The sequence below is a fragment of the Pantoea sp. SGAir0418 genome, from assembly GCF_043529865.1.
In genome coordinates this window covers 2,686,945-2,704,392 of sequence record NZ_CP027911.1, presented here as the reverse complement: position 1 = coordinate 2,704,392, position 17,448 = coordinate 2,686,945, and the positions used below count along the sequence as shown (strand labels likewise).

The window sequence follows — 17,448 nt, the reverse complement described above, 5'->3', positions numbered from 1 at the left end:
CAGTGGGGCGCCAGTCATGGCGTAATGCGTGTCTGTTAACGTTTAAATACATTCAAAACAAGGGCACTTTTCGTAGCGGCGCAATTTATTGCGCGATGAATCGCGCCGCTACGACCAGGGTGCGATTCGCGGTTTCCTTAATCAAACCCGTTCCGCCAGCCCTTCAATCCGCGCCATCGCCGCCCGCAACCGCGCTTCGTTGACCGGTTCGGCCATGTTGGCCATATCCGGCGCGTGGGCAGATTCACGTATAATCAACGCCAGCTCGCTCTCCTCCAGCGCGGCAATCTCGGCCAGCGTCAACGGTACGCCGCAGTCGCGCGCCAGGCGCATCTCATCCACCAGCTCTTCGTCGCTGCGATCCTCCAGCGCCAGCAGGCACAAATTGCCGTAACCCACCAGCAGGCCGTGACCAAACTCGCGCGTTTTGTCGCAGAAGGTGAAACCTTCGTAAATGGCATGCGCAGCGGCGGCGTGGGCGCCATTGCTCATCAGCGAGGTCAGACCGGCCCAGGTAAAAATCGCGTCCAGCACCTGATCGAGCGAAGTGCCGCTCTCACCGCGCAACACCGCTGCGTAAGCCGCCGGACCGTGCTCTGCGATCACCTCATAGCAGATCTGGCTGTGCGCCAGCGATGACAGCGCATTGCCGGTGCGTGCCGGATGGCGCGTGCTTACCGCGCGGAACTCATACCATTTAGCCAGCGTATCGCCGAGACCCGCGGCCAGCCAGCGGGCAGGGGCGGCTGCCAGCAGTTCACTGTCGATGATCACCGCCGCCGGCGCCTGTGGCAGCGGGAAAATATCAAAGAAGTTGCCGTTATCGTCGTAGCGAATGGTCAGCGGGGTCACCGCAGCGCAGGTGGCGGCAATTGTCGGGACGGTTATCACCGGCAGCCCGAGCTGTGCGCCCACCGCTTTAACCGTGTCCAGCGCCTTGCCGCCGCCCGCACCGATCAGCACCTCTGCCTGTTGTTCAATCGCTAACGCCGCCAGCCGTTCGATATGGTTAAGCGAGGTTTCGCCACCAAACCACACCGGTGCCAGCAGCGTGACGCCAGCGGCGTCGAGTTGGGTCTTCACCTGCGTCGCCACCGCCTGCATCGCGCGCTGGCCGCCAATCAGCAGTGCGCGCTGGCCCAGCCCGGCGCAGATGGCCCCCAGCTGGTTAATCACACCCGCACCACGCAGCACGCGCGCCGGGAACAGCAAATTTTGTTGCGACATAGCGAAAGCTCTCTTTTTCAGGGAATGACTGCATCATCACCAAAGCGGCTTGCAGAAAAAATCCCTGTCAGCCGATAATCACTTCAGCGATTCGTTAACTATTGTCAGCAATCCCTGAAGGAAGTGCGGTGCCAACCTTACCCAATCTGAAACTGCTGCAGGTGTTCGCCAGCGTGGTGGAAAACCACGGCTATTCGCGTGCGCAGCAGGCGCTGAACATGACCACACCGGCCATCAGCGCCTACATGAGTGAACTGGAAAGTCAGCTGGGCTTTATCCTGTGCCAGCGCGGGCGCGCAGGCTTTGCGCTGACCAGCAAAGGCGAACAGTTCTACGCCTATACCCGGGAAATGCTGGCCACCCTGAGCGGCTGGCAGTCGCAGGTGGAGACGCTGAAAAGCGCGCAGGGCGGCACGTTTGCGCTCGGCGTGGTCGACGCCACCGTCACCGACAGCACGCTGGATCTGCCGGCGGTTATCGCCCGTTTTAACCAGCGCTTTCCGGCGGTGTTTCTCACCCTTAGCGTGTGCGAGCCCAACGAACTGCAGCAGCAGGTGCTGGAAGATCGGCTCGACCTGGCCATCGGACACTTTCCGCTGCGCGCCAGCAATCTGGTGACGCTGTCGCTCTACGAGGAGCAGCAGTGGCTGTACTGCAGTCTGCAACATGCGCTGGCGCAGGGCGATGCGGATGTGCGTCGCGTGCAGCAGACCGGTATGGTAACGCGGCGCTACTGGAACCAGCAGGAGCTGAACAAGCGCGGTTTCCGCCATAGCACCGCCTCGGTGGAGAGCATTGAAGCGCAGCTGACGCTGATTCTCTCCGGGCGCTATATCGGCTTTTTGCCCGAGCATTACGCGCGCAGCCGCGAGCAGCAGGGCCAGTTGCTGCGCCTGCTGCCCCACCATTTTCACTTTCGTGCGCCGTTTTCGTTTGCCTTCCGGCGCGGCCGCGCGCGCGAGCCGCTGATCCGCGCGATGCGCGAAATTCTGAATCCAGCGCGAAAAACTGAGCGCGAAAGCTGACGCTGCGGCAATACTGTGTAAAAATACAGGCCGGTTTAACCAACAGTATTTACTATGGCCCTGACAGCAGCGATAAAAAGCCAGATTGCGCAATGGTATAAGGCGCTGCAGCAGCAGGTTCCTGACTTTATCCCACGCGCGCCGCAGCGCCAGATGATCGCCGAAGTGGCGAAGAGTCTGGCCGGTGACGAGGGTCGCCATCTGGCCATTGAGGCGCCCACCGGCGTCGGCAAAACCCTGTCCTACCTGATTCCCGGCATTGCGGTCAGCCGCGCCGAAGAGAAACGTTTAGTCATCAGCACCGCCAACGTGGCGCTGCAGGATCAGATCTTCAGCAAAGATCTGCCGCTATTAAAGAAAATTATTCCTGACCTCACCTTCACCGCGGCTTTTGGTCGCGGGCGCTATGTCTGTCCGCGCAACCTGACCGCGCTGGCAGCCACGGACGATCAGCAGGGCGATCTGCTGCTGTATCTCGACGAACAGGCGGTGACCGGTTCGAAAGAGGAGCAGAAATTATGCGCGCGTCTGGAGAAAGACCTCAGCAGCTATAAGTGGGATGGCCTGCGCGATCACAGCGACGTGGCGATTGACGACAGCCTGTGGCAGCGCCTCTCCACTGATAAAGCGAACTGCCTGGCACACCACTGCCGCTGGTACCGCGAATGCCCGTTCTTTGTGGCGCGACGCGAAATCGAGCAGGCCGATGTGGTAGTAGCGAACCATGCGCTGGTGATGGCGGCAATGGAGAATGAGTCGGTGCTGCCGCCGGCCAAACACCTGATGCTGGTACTGGATGAAGGGCACCATCTGCCGGAAGTGGCGCGTGATGCGCTGGAGATGAGCGCGGAGATCACGCCGGGCTGGAGCAGCCTGCAGCTCGATCTGTTTGTGCGGCTGGTGGAGACCATCATGGCGCAGTTCCGGCCGAAATCCCCGCCGCCGCTGAGCAATCCCGAGCGTCTGAAAGGGCACTGTGATGAGATGCGCGAGCAGCTGCAGACGCTGTGCAACGCGCTCAATCCTCTGCTGCCGCGCGACAATCAGCCTGGCGAGTTTCGCTTTGTGCTCGGTGAGCTGCCGCCAGAACTGCTGACCCTGTGCGCGCGGCTGTTTAAGCTGAGTGATGCGCTGCGTGGCCTGAGCGAAGGGCTGCTCAACGAGCTGGGCGAACAGACCGGCAAGGCCGATATCATGCGGCTGCACAAAGCCATCCTGCAGCTCAATCGCCACTTCGGCTGGTTTGAATCCATCAGCAAACTGTGGCGGCTGGCGGCGATGGAAAAAGCGTCCAACGCGCCGGTGTCGAAATGGGTGACGCGTGAAATTCGTGACGGCCAGGCGCATCTGCTGTTTCACTGCGCCGGGATTCGCGTCAGCGACCAGCTGGAAAAGCTGCTGTGGCGCAAAATCCCGCACGTGGTGGTGACCTCGGCTACGCTGCGTTCGCTGAACAGCTTTAATCGCCTGCAGGAGATGTCCGGCCTGAACCAAAAGGCCGGCGACCGCTTTGTGGCACTCGACTCGCCGTTTAATCATGTCGATCAGGGCAAGCTGATCATCCCGCAAATGCGCTATGAGCCGCTGCTGGCCAATGAAGCGGAGCACATCGCTGAGATGGCGCGCTTCTTCCGCCAGCAAATGCAGGCGCAGCAGCATAAAGGCGTGCTGGTGCTGTTTGCCAGCGGACGGGCGATGCAGCAGTTTGTCAGCCTGGTGCCGGAGCTGCGTCTGTCGATGCTGGTGCAGGGCGATCAGCCGCGTTCACGGCTGGTGGAGCTTCACCGGCAACGGGTGACCGCCGGACAAAGCAGCATTCTGGTTGGCCTGCAATCTTTTGCCGAAGGGCTCGATTTGAAAGGCGATCTGTTGTCGCAAGTGCACATCCATAAAATTGCTTTTCCGCCGGTGGACAGTCCGGTAATTTTGACCGAAGGGGAGTGGCTGAAGAGCCTCAAACGCTACCCGTTTGAAGTACAAAGTTTACCCAGCGCATCGTTTACGCTGATCCAGCAGGTCGGGCGTCTGATCCGCAGCCATCAGTGTTTTGGTGAAATCGTCATTTACGATCGCCGGCTGCTGAGCAAAACCTACGGCAGCCGCCTGCTGGCCGCGCTGCCGGTGTTTCCGATTGAACAACCGCCGGTGCCGGAAGCGGACAAACCGGCGAAGCGCAGCAAGAAATCCTGAGTATGCGGCAACAGCCGGATGCACGATTGTTGGCCGCCGGGTGACGGCGCGCCCTGGAAGCGGGAAAGTATGATGGAACTGAATAAGATCATTAAAGAGATTGGCCGCGGCAAGAATCACGCACGCGATATCGACTTTGACACTGCCGTGGCGCTTTACAGCGCGATGCTGGCGGACGAGGTGCCGGATCTCGAACTGGGTGGCGTGCTGATTGCACTGCGCATCAAAGGCGAAGGGGAAGCGGAGATGCGCGGTTTCTACCACGCGATGCAGCAGCGCATGATGCGGCTGCAGGCCCCGGCACAGCGTCCGATGCCCATCGTCATCCCCAGCTATAACGGCGCGCGTCGCCAGGGCAACCTGACGCCGCTGCTGGCGCTGCTGCTGGTGAAGCTCGGTTTTCCGGTGTTGCTGCACGGCGTCAGCGACGACCCAACCCGCGTGACCAGCGAAGCGGTGCTGGCGGCGCTGGATATTGCGCCGGTGACCAGTGCACAGCAGGCGCAGGCGAAACTCGACGCTGGCGAGCTGGCGTTCATCACCATCGATAATTTATGTGCGCCAATGGCTAAACAGCTGGCGCTGCGCTGGCGCATGGGCGTGCGCAACAGCGCGCACACGCTGGCCAAGCTGGCGACGCCGTTTGCCGAACGCGCCGCGCTGCGGCTGGCGAGCGTGTCGCATCCGGAATATGTGCCGCGCGTGGGGAAATTCTTCCAGGATATCGATGCACCGGCCATTCTGCTGAACGGCACTGAAGGTGAGGTCTATGCCAATCCGCAGCGCTGCCCGGCGATTAATTATATTCGCGGTGCCGGCGCAGAAGCGGAAGTGTGGGTTGAGCGGCAGCCAGAGGTCGCGCTGGCGTTAGCAGAGAGCAAAGGGGCCCAGGATACCGCAGCGTGGATCCGTCAGGTGCTGGCCGGTGAACGCGCGGTGCCGCAGGCGCTGCGCCTGCAGCTGGCGTGCTGTCTGGTGGCGACCGGCGAAGCCGCAACGATGGCCGATGCCGAAACACGGTTACAGCAGGTGGGAATTTAACCGGGCTGCCCGGCTGGCCATGCACGAAAAAACCGGGCGGTGACGGCGGTCACCGCAGCGGTTGCGCAGGGGGTGCACGCCTGCGCAGCTGAAATGGCTTGCTGAGCAGCGCCATCAGCGTTTAATCAGTACGCTCTCCACCAGTTGCTGCCAGAACGTAATACCAATCGGCAGCAGCGCATCGTTGAAATCATAGTTCGCATTGTGCAGCGGGGCTGAAGGCGTGGCACCGTCAGCGCCGAGCCAGAAATAGGCGCCGGGACAGGCTTCCAGCATGCAGGCGAAATCTTCAGACGCCATCGACGGGTTAACCTGCCAGTGCACCTGCTGTTCGCCCAGCAACTGGCACGCCACGTCACGCACCTGCTCCGCCGGGGCGACATGGTTGGCGGTAACCGGATAGCCGGGATACCAGTGAATCTCGCCGCTGACGCCAAACGGGCGCGGCAGGGTGGTAACAAAATCTTCAATCAGACCGCGCACGCGATTGCGCACGTCGGTCTGCAGACATCGCACCGTACCGCGCAGCGTGATCTGCTCCGGAATGACGTTAATGGCCTCGCCACCGTGAATCTGGGTGACGCTGACCACCGCCGACGCCAGCGGTGACAGGCGGCGCGACGGGATGGTTTGCAGCGCCAGGATCAGCTCGGCGGCGACCACCATCGGGTCGGCACCGCTTTCCGGCATCGCCGCATGGCAGCTTTTGCCGTGCAGCGTAATCTCAAACGAATCCAGCGATGCCATCATCGCGCCCGGATTCACCGCCAGCGATCCCACCGGTAATCCCGGCCAGTTGTGCATCGCGTACACGGCATCCATCGGGAAGCGCTGAAACAGACCTTCTTCCACCATTTTGCGCGCACCACCAAGATTCTCTTCGGCCGGCTGAAACAGGAAATGTACGGTGCCCTTAAAGTTGCGCGTGGCAGCCAACTGACAGGCTGCGGCCAGCAGTATCGCGGTGTGGCCATCGTGACCGCAGGCGTGCATCACGCCAGGCCGGCTCGATTTCCACTGCGGCTCGCCTTTTTCGGTGATTGGCAGGGCATCCATATCGGCGCGCAGCCCGATGACCGGACCGGGACCGTTTTCCAGTGTGCCGATCACGCCGGTGCCGGCGAGACCGCGAAACACCTGCAGTCCGGCATCGGTTAGCACCTGGGCCACCAGCTCGCTGGTCTGCTGCTCCTGGTAACCCAGTTCAGGGTGTTGATGTAACTGACGACGCCAGGTGAGGGCGTTTTCCAGCAGGACAGCAGGCAGGCTCATAAGGTAAGGCTCCATCAGCAGCGTCAGCTGCGCAATCTCCGACGCGGGAAGTTAAGTGTCCACTGTAGTGGCAAGCGCAGGGGGCGTCTATCGTGGAAAGGAATAATTTGGCTATAGGCTATAGCGGATTGGCATAAGCGGATGGGGGCAAGGTCGGCATGAATGCCGACCCTACAGGGCGCGATGGGAAACCGTCGTGCTGGCGCAGCACGCGGTCGGCATCAATGCCGACCCGACAGAGCGCGATAGGATACCGCCGTGCTGGCGCTGCACGCGGTCGGCATTCATGCCGACCCTACAGGGCGCGATAGGATACCGCCGTGCTGGTGCTGCACGCGGTCGGCATCAATGCCGACCTTGTACAGTGCAACCTTTGGGAACAGTGTTAAGGCTTAACAGACCCACATTGCGGCATTGCTCAGCCGGGGTAACCTACCGTAGGGTGCGCATTGATGCGCACCTGGAACTACTTCAGCATCGGCAAATTGAGACCGTGCTGCTCTGCGCAGGACTGCGCCAGCTCGTAGCCCGCATCGGCATGACGCATCACGCCGGTGGCCGGGTCGTTCCACAGCACGCGACCAAGGCGCGCATCCGCTTCAGCCGTACCGTCACAGACGATCACCACCCCGGAATGCTGCGAGAAGCCCATTCCGACGCCGCCGCCGTGGTGCAGGCTCACCCAGGTGGCCCCGCCGGCAGTGTTCAGCAGCGCGTTCAGCAGCGGCCAGTCCGACACCGCATCCGAGCCATCCTTCATCGCCTCGGTTTCACGGTTAGGTGACGCCACCGAGCCGCAGTCGAGGTGGTCACGGCCGATCACGATCGGCGCTTTCAGCTCGCCGTTGCGCACCATCTCATTGAATGCCAGCGCGGCTTTATGACGCTCGCCCAGCCCCAGCCAGCAAATACGCGCCGGCAGGCCCTGGAAGGCGATGCGCTCCTGCGCCATATCCAGCCAGCGGTGCAGGTTTTTGTGATCCGGGAACAGCTCTTTCAGTTTGGCGTCGGTTTTATAGATATCTTCCGCATCGCCAGACAGCGCCACCCAGCGGAACGGGCCTTTGCCTTCGCAGAACAGCGGACGGATATACGCCGGCACGAAGCCCGGGAAATCAAAGGCGTTTTTCACCCCTTCATCCAGTGCCACCTGACGAATGTTGTTGCCGTAATCCACGGTCGGCACACCCATGTGGTGGAAGTCGAGCATCGCCTGCACGTGCTGCGCCATGGAAGCGCGTGCCGCTTTCTCTACCGCTTTCGGATTGCTGACGCGCTCGGTTTCCCAGCCTGCCACGTCCCAGCCCACCGGCAGATAGCCATTGATCGGGTCGTGCGCGGAGGTCTGATCGGTCACGATGTCAGGCTTCATGCCGCCCGCTTTCGCGCGCTGCACCAGTTCCGGGACCAGCTCGGCCGCGTTGCCCAGCAGGCCCACGGAGATCGCCTGGCCGGCTTCGGTGGCGTCTTTGATCAGCGCCAGCGCCTCATCCAGGCTGTAGGCTTTATGGTCGAGGTAGCGGGTGCGCAGACGGAAATCGATGCGCGACTCCTGGCACTCAATCGCCAGCACGCAGGCACCGGCCAGCACGCCCGCCAGCGGCTGCGCGCCGCCCATGCCGCCCAGACCGGCGGTGAGGATCCAGCGGCCGGTCAGGTCACTGTTGTAGTGCTGGCGACCGGCTTCGGCGAAGGTTTCAAAGGTACCCTGCACGATGCCCTGCGCGCCGATATAGATCCATGAACCGGCGGTCATCTGGCCATACATCATCAGCCCGGCCTTATCCAGTTCGTGGAAGTGATCCCACGTTGCCCAGTGCGGCACCAGGTTGGAGTTGGCCAGCAGTACGCGCGGCGCATCGGCATGGGTGCGGAACACACCGACCGGCTTGCCGGACTGAATCAGCAGCGTCTCTTCCGGCTGCAGCGCACGCAGCGAGCGCAGAATCTGCTCAAAGCACGCCCAGTTGCGCGCGGCTTTGCCGATTCCGCCATACACCACCAGATCCTCCGGGCGTTCGGCCACGTCAGGATCGAGGTTGTTCTGAATCATGCGGTATGCCGCTTCAATCAGCCAGTTGGCGCAGTGCAGTTCATTACCGCGCGGCGCACGGATTTCACGGGCAACAGCCTGAGTCAAAGTTTCGCTCATCATCGGTTCCTTAATTAGCAGTAGAACGCTGGCTTGGCAGCAGCGCAGTAAGGGTTTCAGGCCAGACGTAACTGCTGGCCCACAGGCGCATGGCATCAATGTCCGGCGCCAGTAAACGGTCCTGATCGAGGAAGGCGACCTGCGCACGAATGCGGCTCATCTCCTGTTCGATCGCGGCAGAACTTTGCAGCGGGCGGTGGAAGTCGATGCCCTGCGCCGCCGCCATCGCTTCAATGCCGACCACGGCAGCGGTGTTGAAGCACATCTCGCCCAGACGCCGTGCTGCGTAGGTGGCCATCGATACGTGATCTTCCTGATTGGCTGAGGTCGGCAGGCTGTCGACGCTGCCCGGGTGCGCCAGCGATTTGTTCTCCGAGGCCAGCGCGGCAGCGGTAACCTGCGCAATCATGAAGCCCGAGTTCACGCCGCCGTCGCGCACCAGGAAGGGCGGCAGGCTGGAGAGACCGGTGTCGAGCAGCAGCGCCAGGCGGCGTTCGGAGATGGCACCGACTTCGGCAATCGCCAGCGCGATGATGTCGGCGGCAAAGGCCACCGGCTCGGCGTGGAAGTTACCGCCGGAGATCACGTCGCCGCTGTCGCTGAAGACCAGCGGGTTGTCAGAAGCGGCGTTAGCTTCAATCTGCAGCACGCGCGCGGCGTGGCTGAGGTTATCGAGACAGGCGCCCATCACCTGCGGCACGCAGCGGATCGAGTAGGGATCCTGCACGCGTCCGCAGTTGCTGTGCGAACTGAGAATTTCGCTGCCTTCGAGCAGCGTCGCCACCGCAGCGGCAACGGCAATCTGCCCGTGCTGACCGCGCGCCTGATGAATGCGCGCATCAAACGGTTTAACCGAGCCTTTAATTGCTTCCAGCGACAGCGCGCCGGCCATCAGCCCGGCGGCAAACAGATTTTCGGCTTCAAACAGCCCACGCAGCGCCAGCGCGGTAGAGACCTGGGTGCCGTTGAGCAACGCCAGACCTTCTTTCGGTCCCAGCACAATCGGCTGCAGGCCGACGTGGGCCAGTCCTTCGCGGGCCGGTAGCAGCTGGCCGTCAATGCGCACCTGGCCTTCACCGAGCAGCATCAGGGAGAGATGCGCCAGCGGCGCCAGATCGCCGGACGCGCCAACCGATCCTTTTGCCGGGATGCACGGCATCACGCCGGCGTTGAACAGCGCCAGCAGCGCGTCAATCAGTTCCATGCGGATGCCCGAGTGGCCGCGTGCCAGGCTGATGATTTTACTGGCGACCACCAGGCGGGTGACGTTGTCCGGCAGCAGATCGCCGAGGCCGACGCTGTGTGACAGCACCAGGTTACGCTGCAGTTCCGCCAGGCGTTCGGCGGGGATCTGCGTTTGCGCCAGCTTGCCGAAGCCGGTGTTGATGCCGTACACCACCTTGCCCGAGGCGACGATGGCCTCGACGGTTTCACGTGCGCGGTCAATATCCGCCCGCGCTTCCTCTGCCAGCTGCAGCGTCACCTTCTCCTGATAAATACGGCGTAAGGTGGCGAGGTCCACTTCACCGGGAACGAGGCGAATTGCCTGAACCGAACCTGACATAGTCTACTCCTGTCTATACAAGTGATCTGCCACGTTGTGGCGGTGCGCAAGATGCGATGGCATCCGCCAGAGACGCTATAAGTGTTGTGAGTGAAGCATAAGTGTCTAATCTTGTCTATACAAGTAGCAAGCGCTGTGCCAGATTGATCGTATTCTGTGAAACGTGCCGCAATGCGGGCGCGGCAACCCTCAGCCTGGTACGCTGCACCAAAATCGGGCGGCGGTTGCACCACACGGGCAGGCTTTGCACCATTGGATGTATATACATTTAGGCGGCGAGACAGTAAACTTCACACATCATTTGGAAAAGGAACAGGAAATGGCGGAGCAAACGGCAATCGCACAGCTGGCGGCAGCGATGGGGGATGAACCCGCGCCCATTTACCAGCGCGTTAAGCAGGCAATCGTCAGCCAGATCCGCGAAGGTCACTGGAAAGCCAACCAGCGGGTGCCGTCGGAGAGCGAGCTGGTCAATGAACTGGGCGTCAGCCGCATGACTATCAACCGCGCGCTGCGCGAACTCACCAGCGAAGGATTTCTGGTGCGCATGCAGGGCGTCGGGACCTTTGTCGCGGAGATGAAGGGCTACACCGCAATGCTGGAAGTGCATAACATCGCCGATGAAATTGCCCAGCGCGGCCATACGCACAGCTGCAAAATTCTCTCGATAGGTCAGATGAAGGCCGATCCGGAACAGGCGGCGGTGCTGGGACTCTCCACCGGCCAGACGCTGTATCATTCGCTGATCGTGCACTATGAAAATGAGCTGCCGGTGCAGCTGGAAGATCGTCTGGTCAATCCGCTGGTCGCGCCTGACTACCTCAGCCAGGATTACCACAGCCTGACGCCGTACACCTATCTGATGCGCGTCGCCCCGCTGACCGCCGGTGAGCATATCGTTGAAGCGGTACTGCCGGATTTGCGCCAGCGTAAGCATCTGGCGCTGGACGAGCACGAGCCGTGCCTGCTTATCCGTCGCCAGACGTGGAGCGACAACAAAATCGTCACCTATGCGCGCCTGCTCTATCCAGGCTCACGCTACAAATTGCTGGGCCGCTTCAGGGGACACGGCTAAGCGCGATACACAGCAGGCTGGCCTCTGCCGTTTGCGGCACCAGCTGCTGCTCCTGCAGCCACCACATTCCCTGCTGCGCCTGCAGCGTCTCGCCCGCACTGCTGCGCCATGTACCGGCCAGCACATACGCCACGCCATGCAGGCTGCTGACCGCCAGCTGCTCCACGCTTACCGCCGCGCGCCATGCGTCGCGCCGCGTCATGATATTGAAGTCCTGACAGCTGCCGCTGACCTGCGCCTCTATCGCCCATTCGCCGGGAAAGGCCCACGGCTGATGGGGCAGTAACGTCTGTTCGGCCTGTTCACAGCGCAGCAGCACGCTATCGCCATGCAGCAAAGTGATCACCCGATCGACACCGGGGAAGGGCGAGAATGGCCCGTCGGCGTCGATGGTGGCGATGCTGGCGCGCCACTGGAACTCTGCTGCGCCCGGCGGATAGCTGATAATTTCGCGCGTTTCCCCGCCGCCGTTGCGCCAGCGGCTGACCGGCAGCTGCGCGTAGTCAAAGCGCGCGTTCATTGCAGCGCCCGCATCGCCCGGGCAAAGCCAGCGGCGGCCGCTTCTTCCGCCGCGTGATGGCCTTGCTGAATCACCGGCTGTCCGGCAACAAACACGTCACGAATCTGCTGGCTGCTGCCGGCAAACAGCCAGCGATTGAGCAGCGCGGCGGAACTGACGCTGGCCAGCAGCGCATCCTCCTCCAGCACCAGCCAGTCGGCGCGTTTGCCCACCGCCAGCTCACCGCTGGCAATGCCACAGGCCTGCGCGCCGCCCTGCGCCGCCTGCTGCCACAGCAGATCGCCGACCGAGGGTTGATCGGTTAGCGTGATGCGGTTGCGGCGACGATCGCGCAGCCGCTGGCCATACTCCAGCCAGCGCAGCTCCTCCAGCGCACTGAGCGAAACGTGGCTGTCGGAGCCAATGCCCCAGCGCCCGCCGCGCCAGATGTACTCCACCGCCGGGAAGATGCCGTCGCCGAGATTGGCTTCGGTGGTGGGACACAGCCCGGCAATGGCACCGCTGTCCGCCATGCGCGCCATCTCCTGCTGATCGAGATGGGTGGCATGAATCAGGCACCAGCGCGCATCAACGGCAAAGCGATTATACAGCCACGCCACCGGCCGTTCGCCGCTCCATGCCAGACTGTCATTAACCTCTTTTTCCTGCTCAGCAACGTGAATGTGTACCGGCAGATGCGCAGCGCTGGCGGCCAGCACCTCATGCATCTGGGCTTCGCTCACCGCGCGCAGCGAGTGGAAACACAGGCCGTGGTTGATCAGCGGCTGCTGCGCGCTCCACTGCGCGACGCGCTGCTGCTGTTGCAGATAGGCATCGGTGTGCTGAATGAAGCGTCGCTGACCGTCGCTGGCCGGCTGCGCACCGAAGCCGCTGTAGCTGTACAGCACCGGCAGCAGCGTCTGGCCGATACCGGCGGTGTGCGCTGCCTGCATCAGCTGTTGCAGCATCGCATCGTCGGCATACGGCTGGCCGTGCGGATCGTGATGCAGATAGTGAAATTCCGCCACCTGGCTGTAGCCGCCCTTGAGCATATCAATGTAGAGATGGGTGGCGATGGCGCCGACCTGCTCAGGCGACAGGCGTTGCACCATGCGGTACATCAGATCGCGCCACGTCCAGAAGCTGTCCTGCGGATCGCCTGCCACTTCCGCCAGCCCGGCCATGGCGCGCTGGAAGGCATGGGAATGCAGGTTGGCCATCGCCGGAATCACCGGTCCGGCCAGGCGCACGGCGTCACCGGGCGTACTGTCGGCGGTAAGGGCGCGAATAGATCCCTGATCGTCGGTTGCGATCAGCACGTTTTCCTGCCAGCCGTCGGCCAGGCGTGCGCGTGGGGCAAAATAAACTGCCATGGTTGATCCTCAATGGCGGAAAGTTGTATATACATATACATACTTTGAGGCGCAGTGTAAATCGCCAGACAAAAGGGGAGTGGGATGGCAAGTAAACAGATCGACAGCCTGTGGCTGGGGGCCGATGTGGTCACCATGCGTGACGGTCGCTATAACCTGATTGAGGATGGCGCCGTGGCGGTGGATAACGGCGAGCTGGTGTGGGTCGGCCCGCGCAGTGCGTTACCGGACTTTGCCCCGCGCCGGCAGCAGCAGTTTGACGGCGGCATCATTACGCCCGGTCTGGTGGATTGCCACACGCATCTGGTGTTTGGCGGCGATCGCAGCCAGGAGTTCGAACAGCGGCTCAACGGCGTGAGCTACGCGGAGATCGCCGCGCAGGGCGGCGGCATCCTGTCGACGGTGCGCGCCACGCGCGCGGCCAGTCAGCAGCAGCTGGTGGCGTCGGCGCGCTGGCGGCTCGATCGCCTGCTGGCTGAGGGCGTGACCACGGTGGAGATTAAATCCGGTTACGGGCTGGATGAAGAGAGCGAGCTTACTCTGCTGCGCGCTATCCGCGAGCTGGCGCAGTCGGTGCCTGCCGATGTGCAGGCCACCTGCCTGGCGGCGCACGGCTTCCCGCCAGAGTTCAGGGATAACCCGCAGGGCTGGATCGATATTATCTGCCAGCGCCTGTTGCCGCGGGTGAAAGCGGAGGGGCTGGCGGATGCGGTCGACGCGTTTTGCGAACACCTGGCGCTGTCACCGCAGCAGGTGAGCGCGGTATTTGATGCCGCCACAGCGCTCGGCCTGCCGGTAAAGCTGCACGCTGAACAGTTGTCGGCACTCGGCGGTGCCGCACTGGCGGCGCGCTATGGTGCGCTCTCTGCCGATCACCTCGAATATGCCACCGAACAGGATGCGCGCGCGATGGCGGAGCATGGCACGGTGGCGGTACTGCTGCCCGGAGCGTTCTATCTGCTGCGCGAGACGCAGCGTCCGCCGGTCGAACTGTTCCGCCAGCACGGCGTGCCGATGGCGCTGGCCAGCGATGCCAATCCGGGCACGTCACCGGCGCTGTCGCTGCGGCTGATGCTGAACATGGGCTGTACGCTGTTTGGCCTGACGCCGGAGGAAGCGCTGGCCGGCGTCACGCTGTGGGGCGCGAAGGCGCTTGGCCTGCAGGCCACGCACGGCTCGCTGGAGCCAGGCAAAGTAGCCAATTTTGTCCACTGGCCGCTGGCTCGCCCGGCTGAGCTGGTTTACTGGCTGGGCGGCGAACTGCCGTGCCAGGTTATCTATCGTGGAGAAGCGCAATGACCCCTTTTCATTTCACCGCCGGTAAGCTGCCGCTGCTGGTCAGTATTCCGCATGCCGGTACCCAACTGACGCCGGAGGTTGACGCCGGGCTGAGCGAGGCCGCGCGCGGCCTGCCGGATACCGACTGGCATATTCCGCTGCTGTACGACTTTGTGCGCGACCTCGGTGCCAGCGTGCTGATTGGGCACTACTCGCGCTTCGTGATCGATCTCAACCGTCCGCCGGACAACCAGCCGCTGTACAGCACGGCCACCACCGGGCTCTATCCGGAGACGCTGTTTGATGGCACGCCGACCTTCAAACCCGGCATGACGCCGGACAGCGCGGCGCGCCAGCGCTATCTCGAGACTATCTGGCAACCCTATCATCAGCAGATTCAGCAGGAGCTGGCGCGGTTAAAAGCCGAACATGGCTATGCGCTGCTGTTTGATGCGCACTCCATCGCTTCGGTGATTCCGCGCCTGTTCGACGGCCAGCTGCCGGACCTGAACATCGGCACCAACGATGGCGCCAGCTGTTCGGCGGCCAGCATCGCGGCGATTGAGCAGGTGTGCGCCGCGCAAAGCGACTACAGCTGGGTGGTGAATGGACGCTTCAAAGGCGGCTACATCACGCGCGCTTACGGCCAGCCAGCGCAGGGAGTGCAGGCGGTGCAGCTGGAGCTGGCGCAGCTGAATTACATGGATGAGGCGCCGCCGTTTGCCTGGCAGCAGAATCGCGCCACGCGGTTGCAGCACGTGCTGAAGCCGCTGCTGCAGGCGTTTCTGCAGGCGGGGAAAGCCGTTTAATTGATGCGGGTCGCCATCACGGTGACCCCGTTTCTCATGTGGTGGATGTACATCCGCTGCCTCACTCCCCAATGCTGTGCAACCCCTGCCCTGAAAGGGTGCACGACGCGTTCCGTCTGACGCCGATCCCCTCCGTTTACCGTCTTTGCCGATCTGGCACAGCCCTTGCTAGCTTGTATGTACAAGTAAAGACCGCGCGGCAATGATGACTATTTATTCTGGCTGGCTCACAAAAAGCTTATGCCGACAATGATCTGCCGCAAGCTAACTTGTATATACATGAAATGTCATTTGCGCTGTATCAGCCAACAGAGACAGCCAGATTTGTTAACCACCAGGAGAAGACGTATGACACACCGTGCCCCGTTTCGCCGTTTTTGCCTTACCACGCTGTTTGCCAGCCTGATGCTGGCCGGCGTGGCTGCCGAGGCTAAAGAGTGGAAATCCATCACCATCGCCACTGAAGGCAGCTATGAGCCGTGGAACCTGACGCTGCCGGGCGGCAAGCTGGGCGGCTTCGAACCTGAACTGATGGAAGATCTGTGCAAGCGCATGAGCATTCAGTGCAAGCTGGTGGTGCAGAACTGGGACGGGATGATTGCCGGACTGAACGCCGGGAAATATGACGTCATCATGGATGCGATTGTGATTACGCCGGACCGGAAAAAAGTGGTCAACTTCACCACGCCGTACGCGTCAACGCCGGCGACCTTCATCACCAGCAAAGATAACCCGCTGCTGCCGGCCGATAAGAACATCATCAAACTGCACGACGACGAGGCGGCCATCAATGCGGCCATCGCCCCGCTGAAGGCGGCGCTCAAGGGCAAAACCATCGGCATTGCCTCCGGCACCGTGTATACGCCGTTTATCGATAAATACTTCAAAGACGTTGCCGACGTGCGCGAATACACCGCTTCGGCGGATGCGATTCTCGATCTGCAGGCGGGCCGCATTGATGCGGTGTTTGATGACGTGACCTTCGCGCAGTCGATGCTGGCGCGTAAAGAGAACAGCAACCTGACGTTCAGCGGCCCGCAGCTGGGCGGTCCGATCTGGGGGGAAGGCGAAGCGATGGGCGTGCGCATGGCTGATAACGACCTGAAGGCCAAACTCGATGCCGCCATTCACGCTGCGCTGGCGGACGGCACGGTGAAAAAGCTGAGCGAGAAGTGGTTTAAAACTGACGTAACGCCGTAAGTGAGGTGAAAGATGATGAGCCTGCTGAGTTTTGGTGCAGATGGCTGGGGTCGCCTGATTCTGAGCGCCGCCGGTACCACGCTGCTGCTGTCGCTGGCGGCGCTGATGATTGGCGCCGTGGTCGGTTCCGGCGTGGCGGCGGCGAAACTCTCGCACCAGCGCTGGCTGCGCTGGCTGGGTGAAAGCTATTCGGTGGTGTTTCGCGGCATCCCGGAACTGCTGGTGATCTACCTGTTCTACTTCGGTGGATCGGGGTTGATCACGCTGGTCGGCCAGCTGTTTGGTGCTGACGGCTTTATTGAAGCGCCGCCGTTCCTGATTGGCGCGCTGGCTATCGGGCTCATCTCAGGATCCTATCAGGGTGAAGTGTATCGCGCTGCGCGCCTGGCGCTGGCCAAGGGCGAAGTCGAAGCGGCGGTAGCCATCGGGATGCCGCGCTGGCGTATCGCCCAGCGCATCCTCGTCCCGCAGATTGTGCGCTACGCGCTGCCGGGGATGTCCAACGTCTGGCAGATGAGCCTGAAAGATTCAGCGCTGGTGTCAGTGACCGGCATCGTCGAGCTGATGCGCGCCAGCCAGGTGGCGGCCGGGTCAACGCGCGATTACTTCACCTTTTACCTGATTGGCGGTGGCTGCTATCTGCTGCTGACACTGCTGTCGAACCATGCGTTTCGCCGCGCGGAATCGCGCCTCGGCCGCGCATGGCAAAGTCGCACTGCGGCACAGCACTAAGGAGCAGCAGC

The 17,448-nt window shown here is 62.1% G+C and carries 14 protein-coding genes; 8 read left to right on the top strand and 6 right to left on the bottom strand.

Annotated elements, in window-relative coordinates; genetic code table 11:
* Nucleotides 1-141: 141 nt before the first annotated feature.
* The gene (locus C1N84_RS12575) at nucleotides 142-1,227 is read right to left on the bottom strand and encodes an iron-containing alcohol dehydrogenase family protein (protein ID WP_264441488.1); all 1,086 of its coding nucleotides are present in this window, start codon (nucleotides 1,225-1,227) and stop codon (nucleotides 142-144) included.
* A 128-nt stretch (nucleotides 1,228-1,355) separates the two neighbouring features.
* Between C1N84_RS12575 and C1N84_RS12570 the strand changes: the two genes are divergently transcribed.
* From C1N84_RS12570 to ybiB, 3 genes are all read left to right on the top strand, one after another.
* Nucleotides 1,356-2,252 carry a LysR family transcriptional regulator gene (locus tag C1N84_RS12570; protein ID WP_264441487.1) on the top strand — a complete coding sequence of 299 codons (897 nt, stop codon included), beginning with the start codon at nucleotides 1,356-1,358 and terminating at the stop codon, nucleotides 2,250-2,252.
* A 54-nt stretch (nucleotides 2,253-2,306) separates the two neighbouring features.
* Nucleotides 2,307-4,442, top strand: a complete 2,136-nt coding sequence (gene dinG, locus C1N84_RS12565; protein WP_264441486.1) for an ATP-dependent DNA helicase DinG — start codon at nucleotides 2,307-2,309, stop codon at nucleotides 4,440-4,442.
* 72 nt (nucleotides 4,443-4,514) lie between these two features.
* A complete protein-coding gene (ybiB, locus tag C1N84_RS12560) occupies nucleotides 4,515-5,483 on the top strand; it encodes a DNA-binding protein YbiB (RefSeq protein ID WP_141496553.1) in 969 nt (322 codons plus the stop codon).
* 114 nt (nucleotides 5,484-5,597) lie between these two features.
* Here the strand turns inward: ybiB and C1N84_RS12555 are convergent, their stop codons facing one another.
* The 3 genes from C1N84_RS12555 to hutH form a co-directional block, all read right to left on the bottom strand.
* Nucleotides 5,598-6,755: a M20 aminoacylase family protein gene (locus C1N84_RS12555; protein ID WP_021508439.1), complete on the bottom strand. Its 1,158-nt coding sequence runs from the start codon at nucleotides 6,753-6,755 to the stop codon at nucleotides 5,598-5,600.
* 466 nt (nucleotides 6,756-7,221) lie between these two features.
* Nucleotides 7,222-8,907 (bottom strand): urocanate hydratase, encoded by a 1,686-nt coding sequence (gene hutU / locus C1N84_RS12550; RefSeq protein WP_264443731.1) that lies wholly within the window; start codon nucleotides 8,905-8,907, stop codon nucleotides 7,222-7,224.
* Nucleotides 8,908-8,917: 10 nt separating this feature from the next.
* Nucleotides 8,918-10,471 (bottom strand): histidine ammonia-lyase, encoded by a 1,554-nt coding sequence (gene hutH, locus C1N84_RS12545; RefSeq protein WP_264441485.1) that lies wholly within the window; start codon nucleotides 10,469-10,471, stop codon nucleotides 8,918-8,920.
* 319 nt (nucleotides 10,472-10,790) lie between these two features.
* Between hutH and hutC the strand changes: the two genes are divergently transcribed.
* Nucleotides 10,791-11,546, top strand: coding sequence for a histidine utilization repressor (hutC, locus tag C1N84_RS12540; RefSeq protein ID WP_021508436.1), 756 nt, complete (start codon nucleotides 10,791-10,793; stop codon nucleotides 11,544-11,546).
* Here hutC and C1N84_RS12535 read toward each other — a convergent pair.
* Nucleotides 11,530-12,066 (bottom strand): HutD/Ves family protein, encoded by a 537-nt coding sequence (locus tag C1N84_RS12535; protein ID WP_264441484.1) that lies wholly within the window; start codon nucleotides 12,064-12,066, stop codon nucleotides 11,530-11,532. The two genes, hutC and C1N84_RS12535, sit on opposite strands and share 17 nt — an antisense overlap.
* Nucleotides 12,063-13,418 carry a formimidoylglutamate deiminase gene (locus C1N84_RS12530; RefSeq protein WP_264441483.1) on the bottom strand — a complete coding sequence of 452 codons (1,356 nt, stop codon included), beginning with the start codon at nucleotides 13,416-13,418 and terminating at the stop codon, nucleotides 12,063-12,065. Before C1N84_RS12530 ends, C1N84_RS12535 begins: the two co-directional genes overlap by 4 nt.
* Before the next feature lie 84 nt (nucleotides 13,419-13,502).
* On the opposite strand from C1N84_RS12530, the gene hutI reads away from it, so the two are divergent.
* The 4 genes from hutI (at nucleotide 13,503) to C1N84_RS12510 (ending at nucleotide 17,437) form a co-directional block, all read left to right on the top strand.
* A complete protein-coding gene (gene hutI, locus C1N84_RS12525) occupies nucleotides 13,503-14,717 on the top strand; it encodes an imidazolonepropionase (RefSeq protein WP_058780839.1) in 1,215 nt (404 codons plus the stop codon).
* Nucleotides 14,714-15,505 (top strand): N-formylglutamate deformylase, encoded by a 792-nt coding sequence (gene hutG / locus C1N84_RS12520; protein ID WP_059009038.1) that lies wholly within the window; start codon nucleotides 14,714-14,716, stop codon nucleotides 15,503-15,505. The genes hutI and hutG overlap by 4 nt, the downstream gene beginning before the upstream one ends.
* Before the next feature lie 348 nt (nucleotides 15,506-15,853).
* Complete coding sequence (locus tag C1N84_RS12515) at nucleotides 15,854-16,705, top strand: transporter substrate-binding domain-containing protein (protein ID WP_058769505.1); 852 nt, start codon at nucleotides 15,854-15,856, stop codon at nucleotides 16,703-16,705.
* A gap of 12 nt (nucleotides 16,706-16,717) precedes the next feature.
* Nucleotides 16,718-17,437: an ABC transporter permease gene (locus C1N84_RS12510; RefSeq protein WP_031279871.1), complete on the top strand. Its 720-nt coding sequence runs from the start codon at nucleotides 16,718-16,720 to the stop codon at nucleotides 17,435-17,437.
* The last annotated feature ends 11 nt before the right edge of the window (nucleotides 17,438-17,448 follow it).

Coding starts and splice junctions, on each gene's coding strand:
- hutU (WP_264443731.1), bottom strand. CDS start 8,907: ATGAGCGAAACTTTGACTCAGGCTGTTGCCCGTGAAATCCGTGCGCCG.
- hutC (WP_021508436.1), top strand. CDS start 10,791: ATGGCGGAGCAAACGGCAATCGCACAGCTGGCGGCAGCGATGGGGGAT.
- dinG (WP_264441486.1), top strand. CDS start 2,307: ATGGCCCTGACAGCAGCGATAAAAAGCCAGATTGCGCAATGGTATAAG.
- ybiB (WP_141496553.1), top strand. CDS start 4,515: ATGGAACTGAATAAGATCATTAAAGAGATTGGCCGCGGCAAGAATCAC.
- C1N84_RS12510 (WP_031279871.1), top strand. CDS start 16,718: ATGATGAGCCTGCTGAGTTTTGGTGCAGATGGCTGGGGTCGCCTGATT.
- C1N84_RS12530 (WP_264441483.1), bottom strand. CDS start 13,418: ATGGCAGTTTATTTTGCCCCACGCGCACGCCTGGCCGACGGCTGGCAG.
- C1N84_RS12575 (WP_264441488.1), bottom strand. CDS start 1,227: ATGTCGCAACAAAATTTGCTGTTCCCGGCGCGCGTGCTGCGTGGTGCG.
- C1N84_RS12535 (WP_264441484.1), bottom strand. CDS start 12,066: ATGAACGCGCGCTTTGACTACGCGCAGCTGCCGGTCAGCCGCTGGCGC.
- hutH (WP_264441485.1), bottom strand. CDS start 10,471: ATGTCAGGTTCGGTTCAGGCAATTCGCCTCGTTCCCGGTGAAGTGGAC.
- C1N84_RS12555 (WP_021508439.1), bottom strand. CDS start 6,755: ATGAGCCTGCCTGCTGTCCTGCTGGAAAACGCCCTCACCTGGCGTCGT.
- hutG (WP_059009038.1), top strand. CDS start 14,714: ATGACCCCTTTTCATTTCACCGCCGGTAAGCTGCCGCTGCTGGTCAGT.
- hutI (WP_058780839.1), top strand. CDS start 13,503: ATGGCAAGTAAACAGATCGACAGCCTGTGGCTGGGGGCCGATGTGGTC.
- C1N84_RS12515 (WP_058769505.1), top strand. CDS start 15,854: ATGACACACCGTGCCCCGTTTCGCCGTTTTTGCCTTACCACGCTGTTT.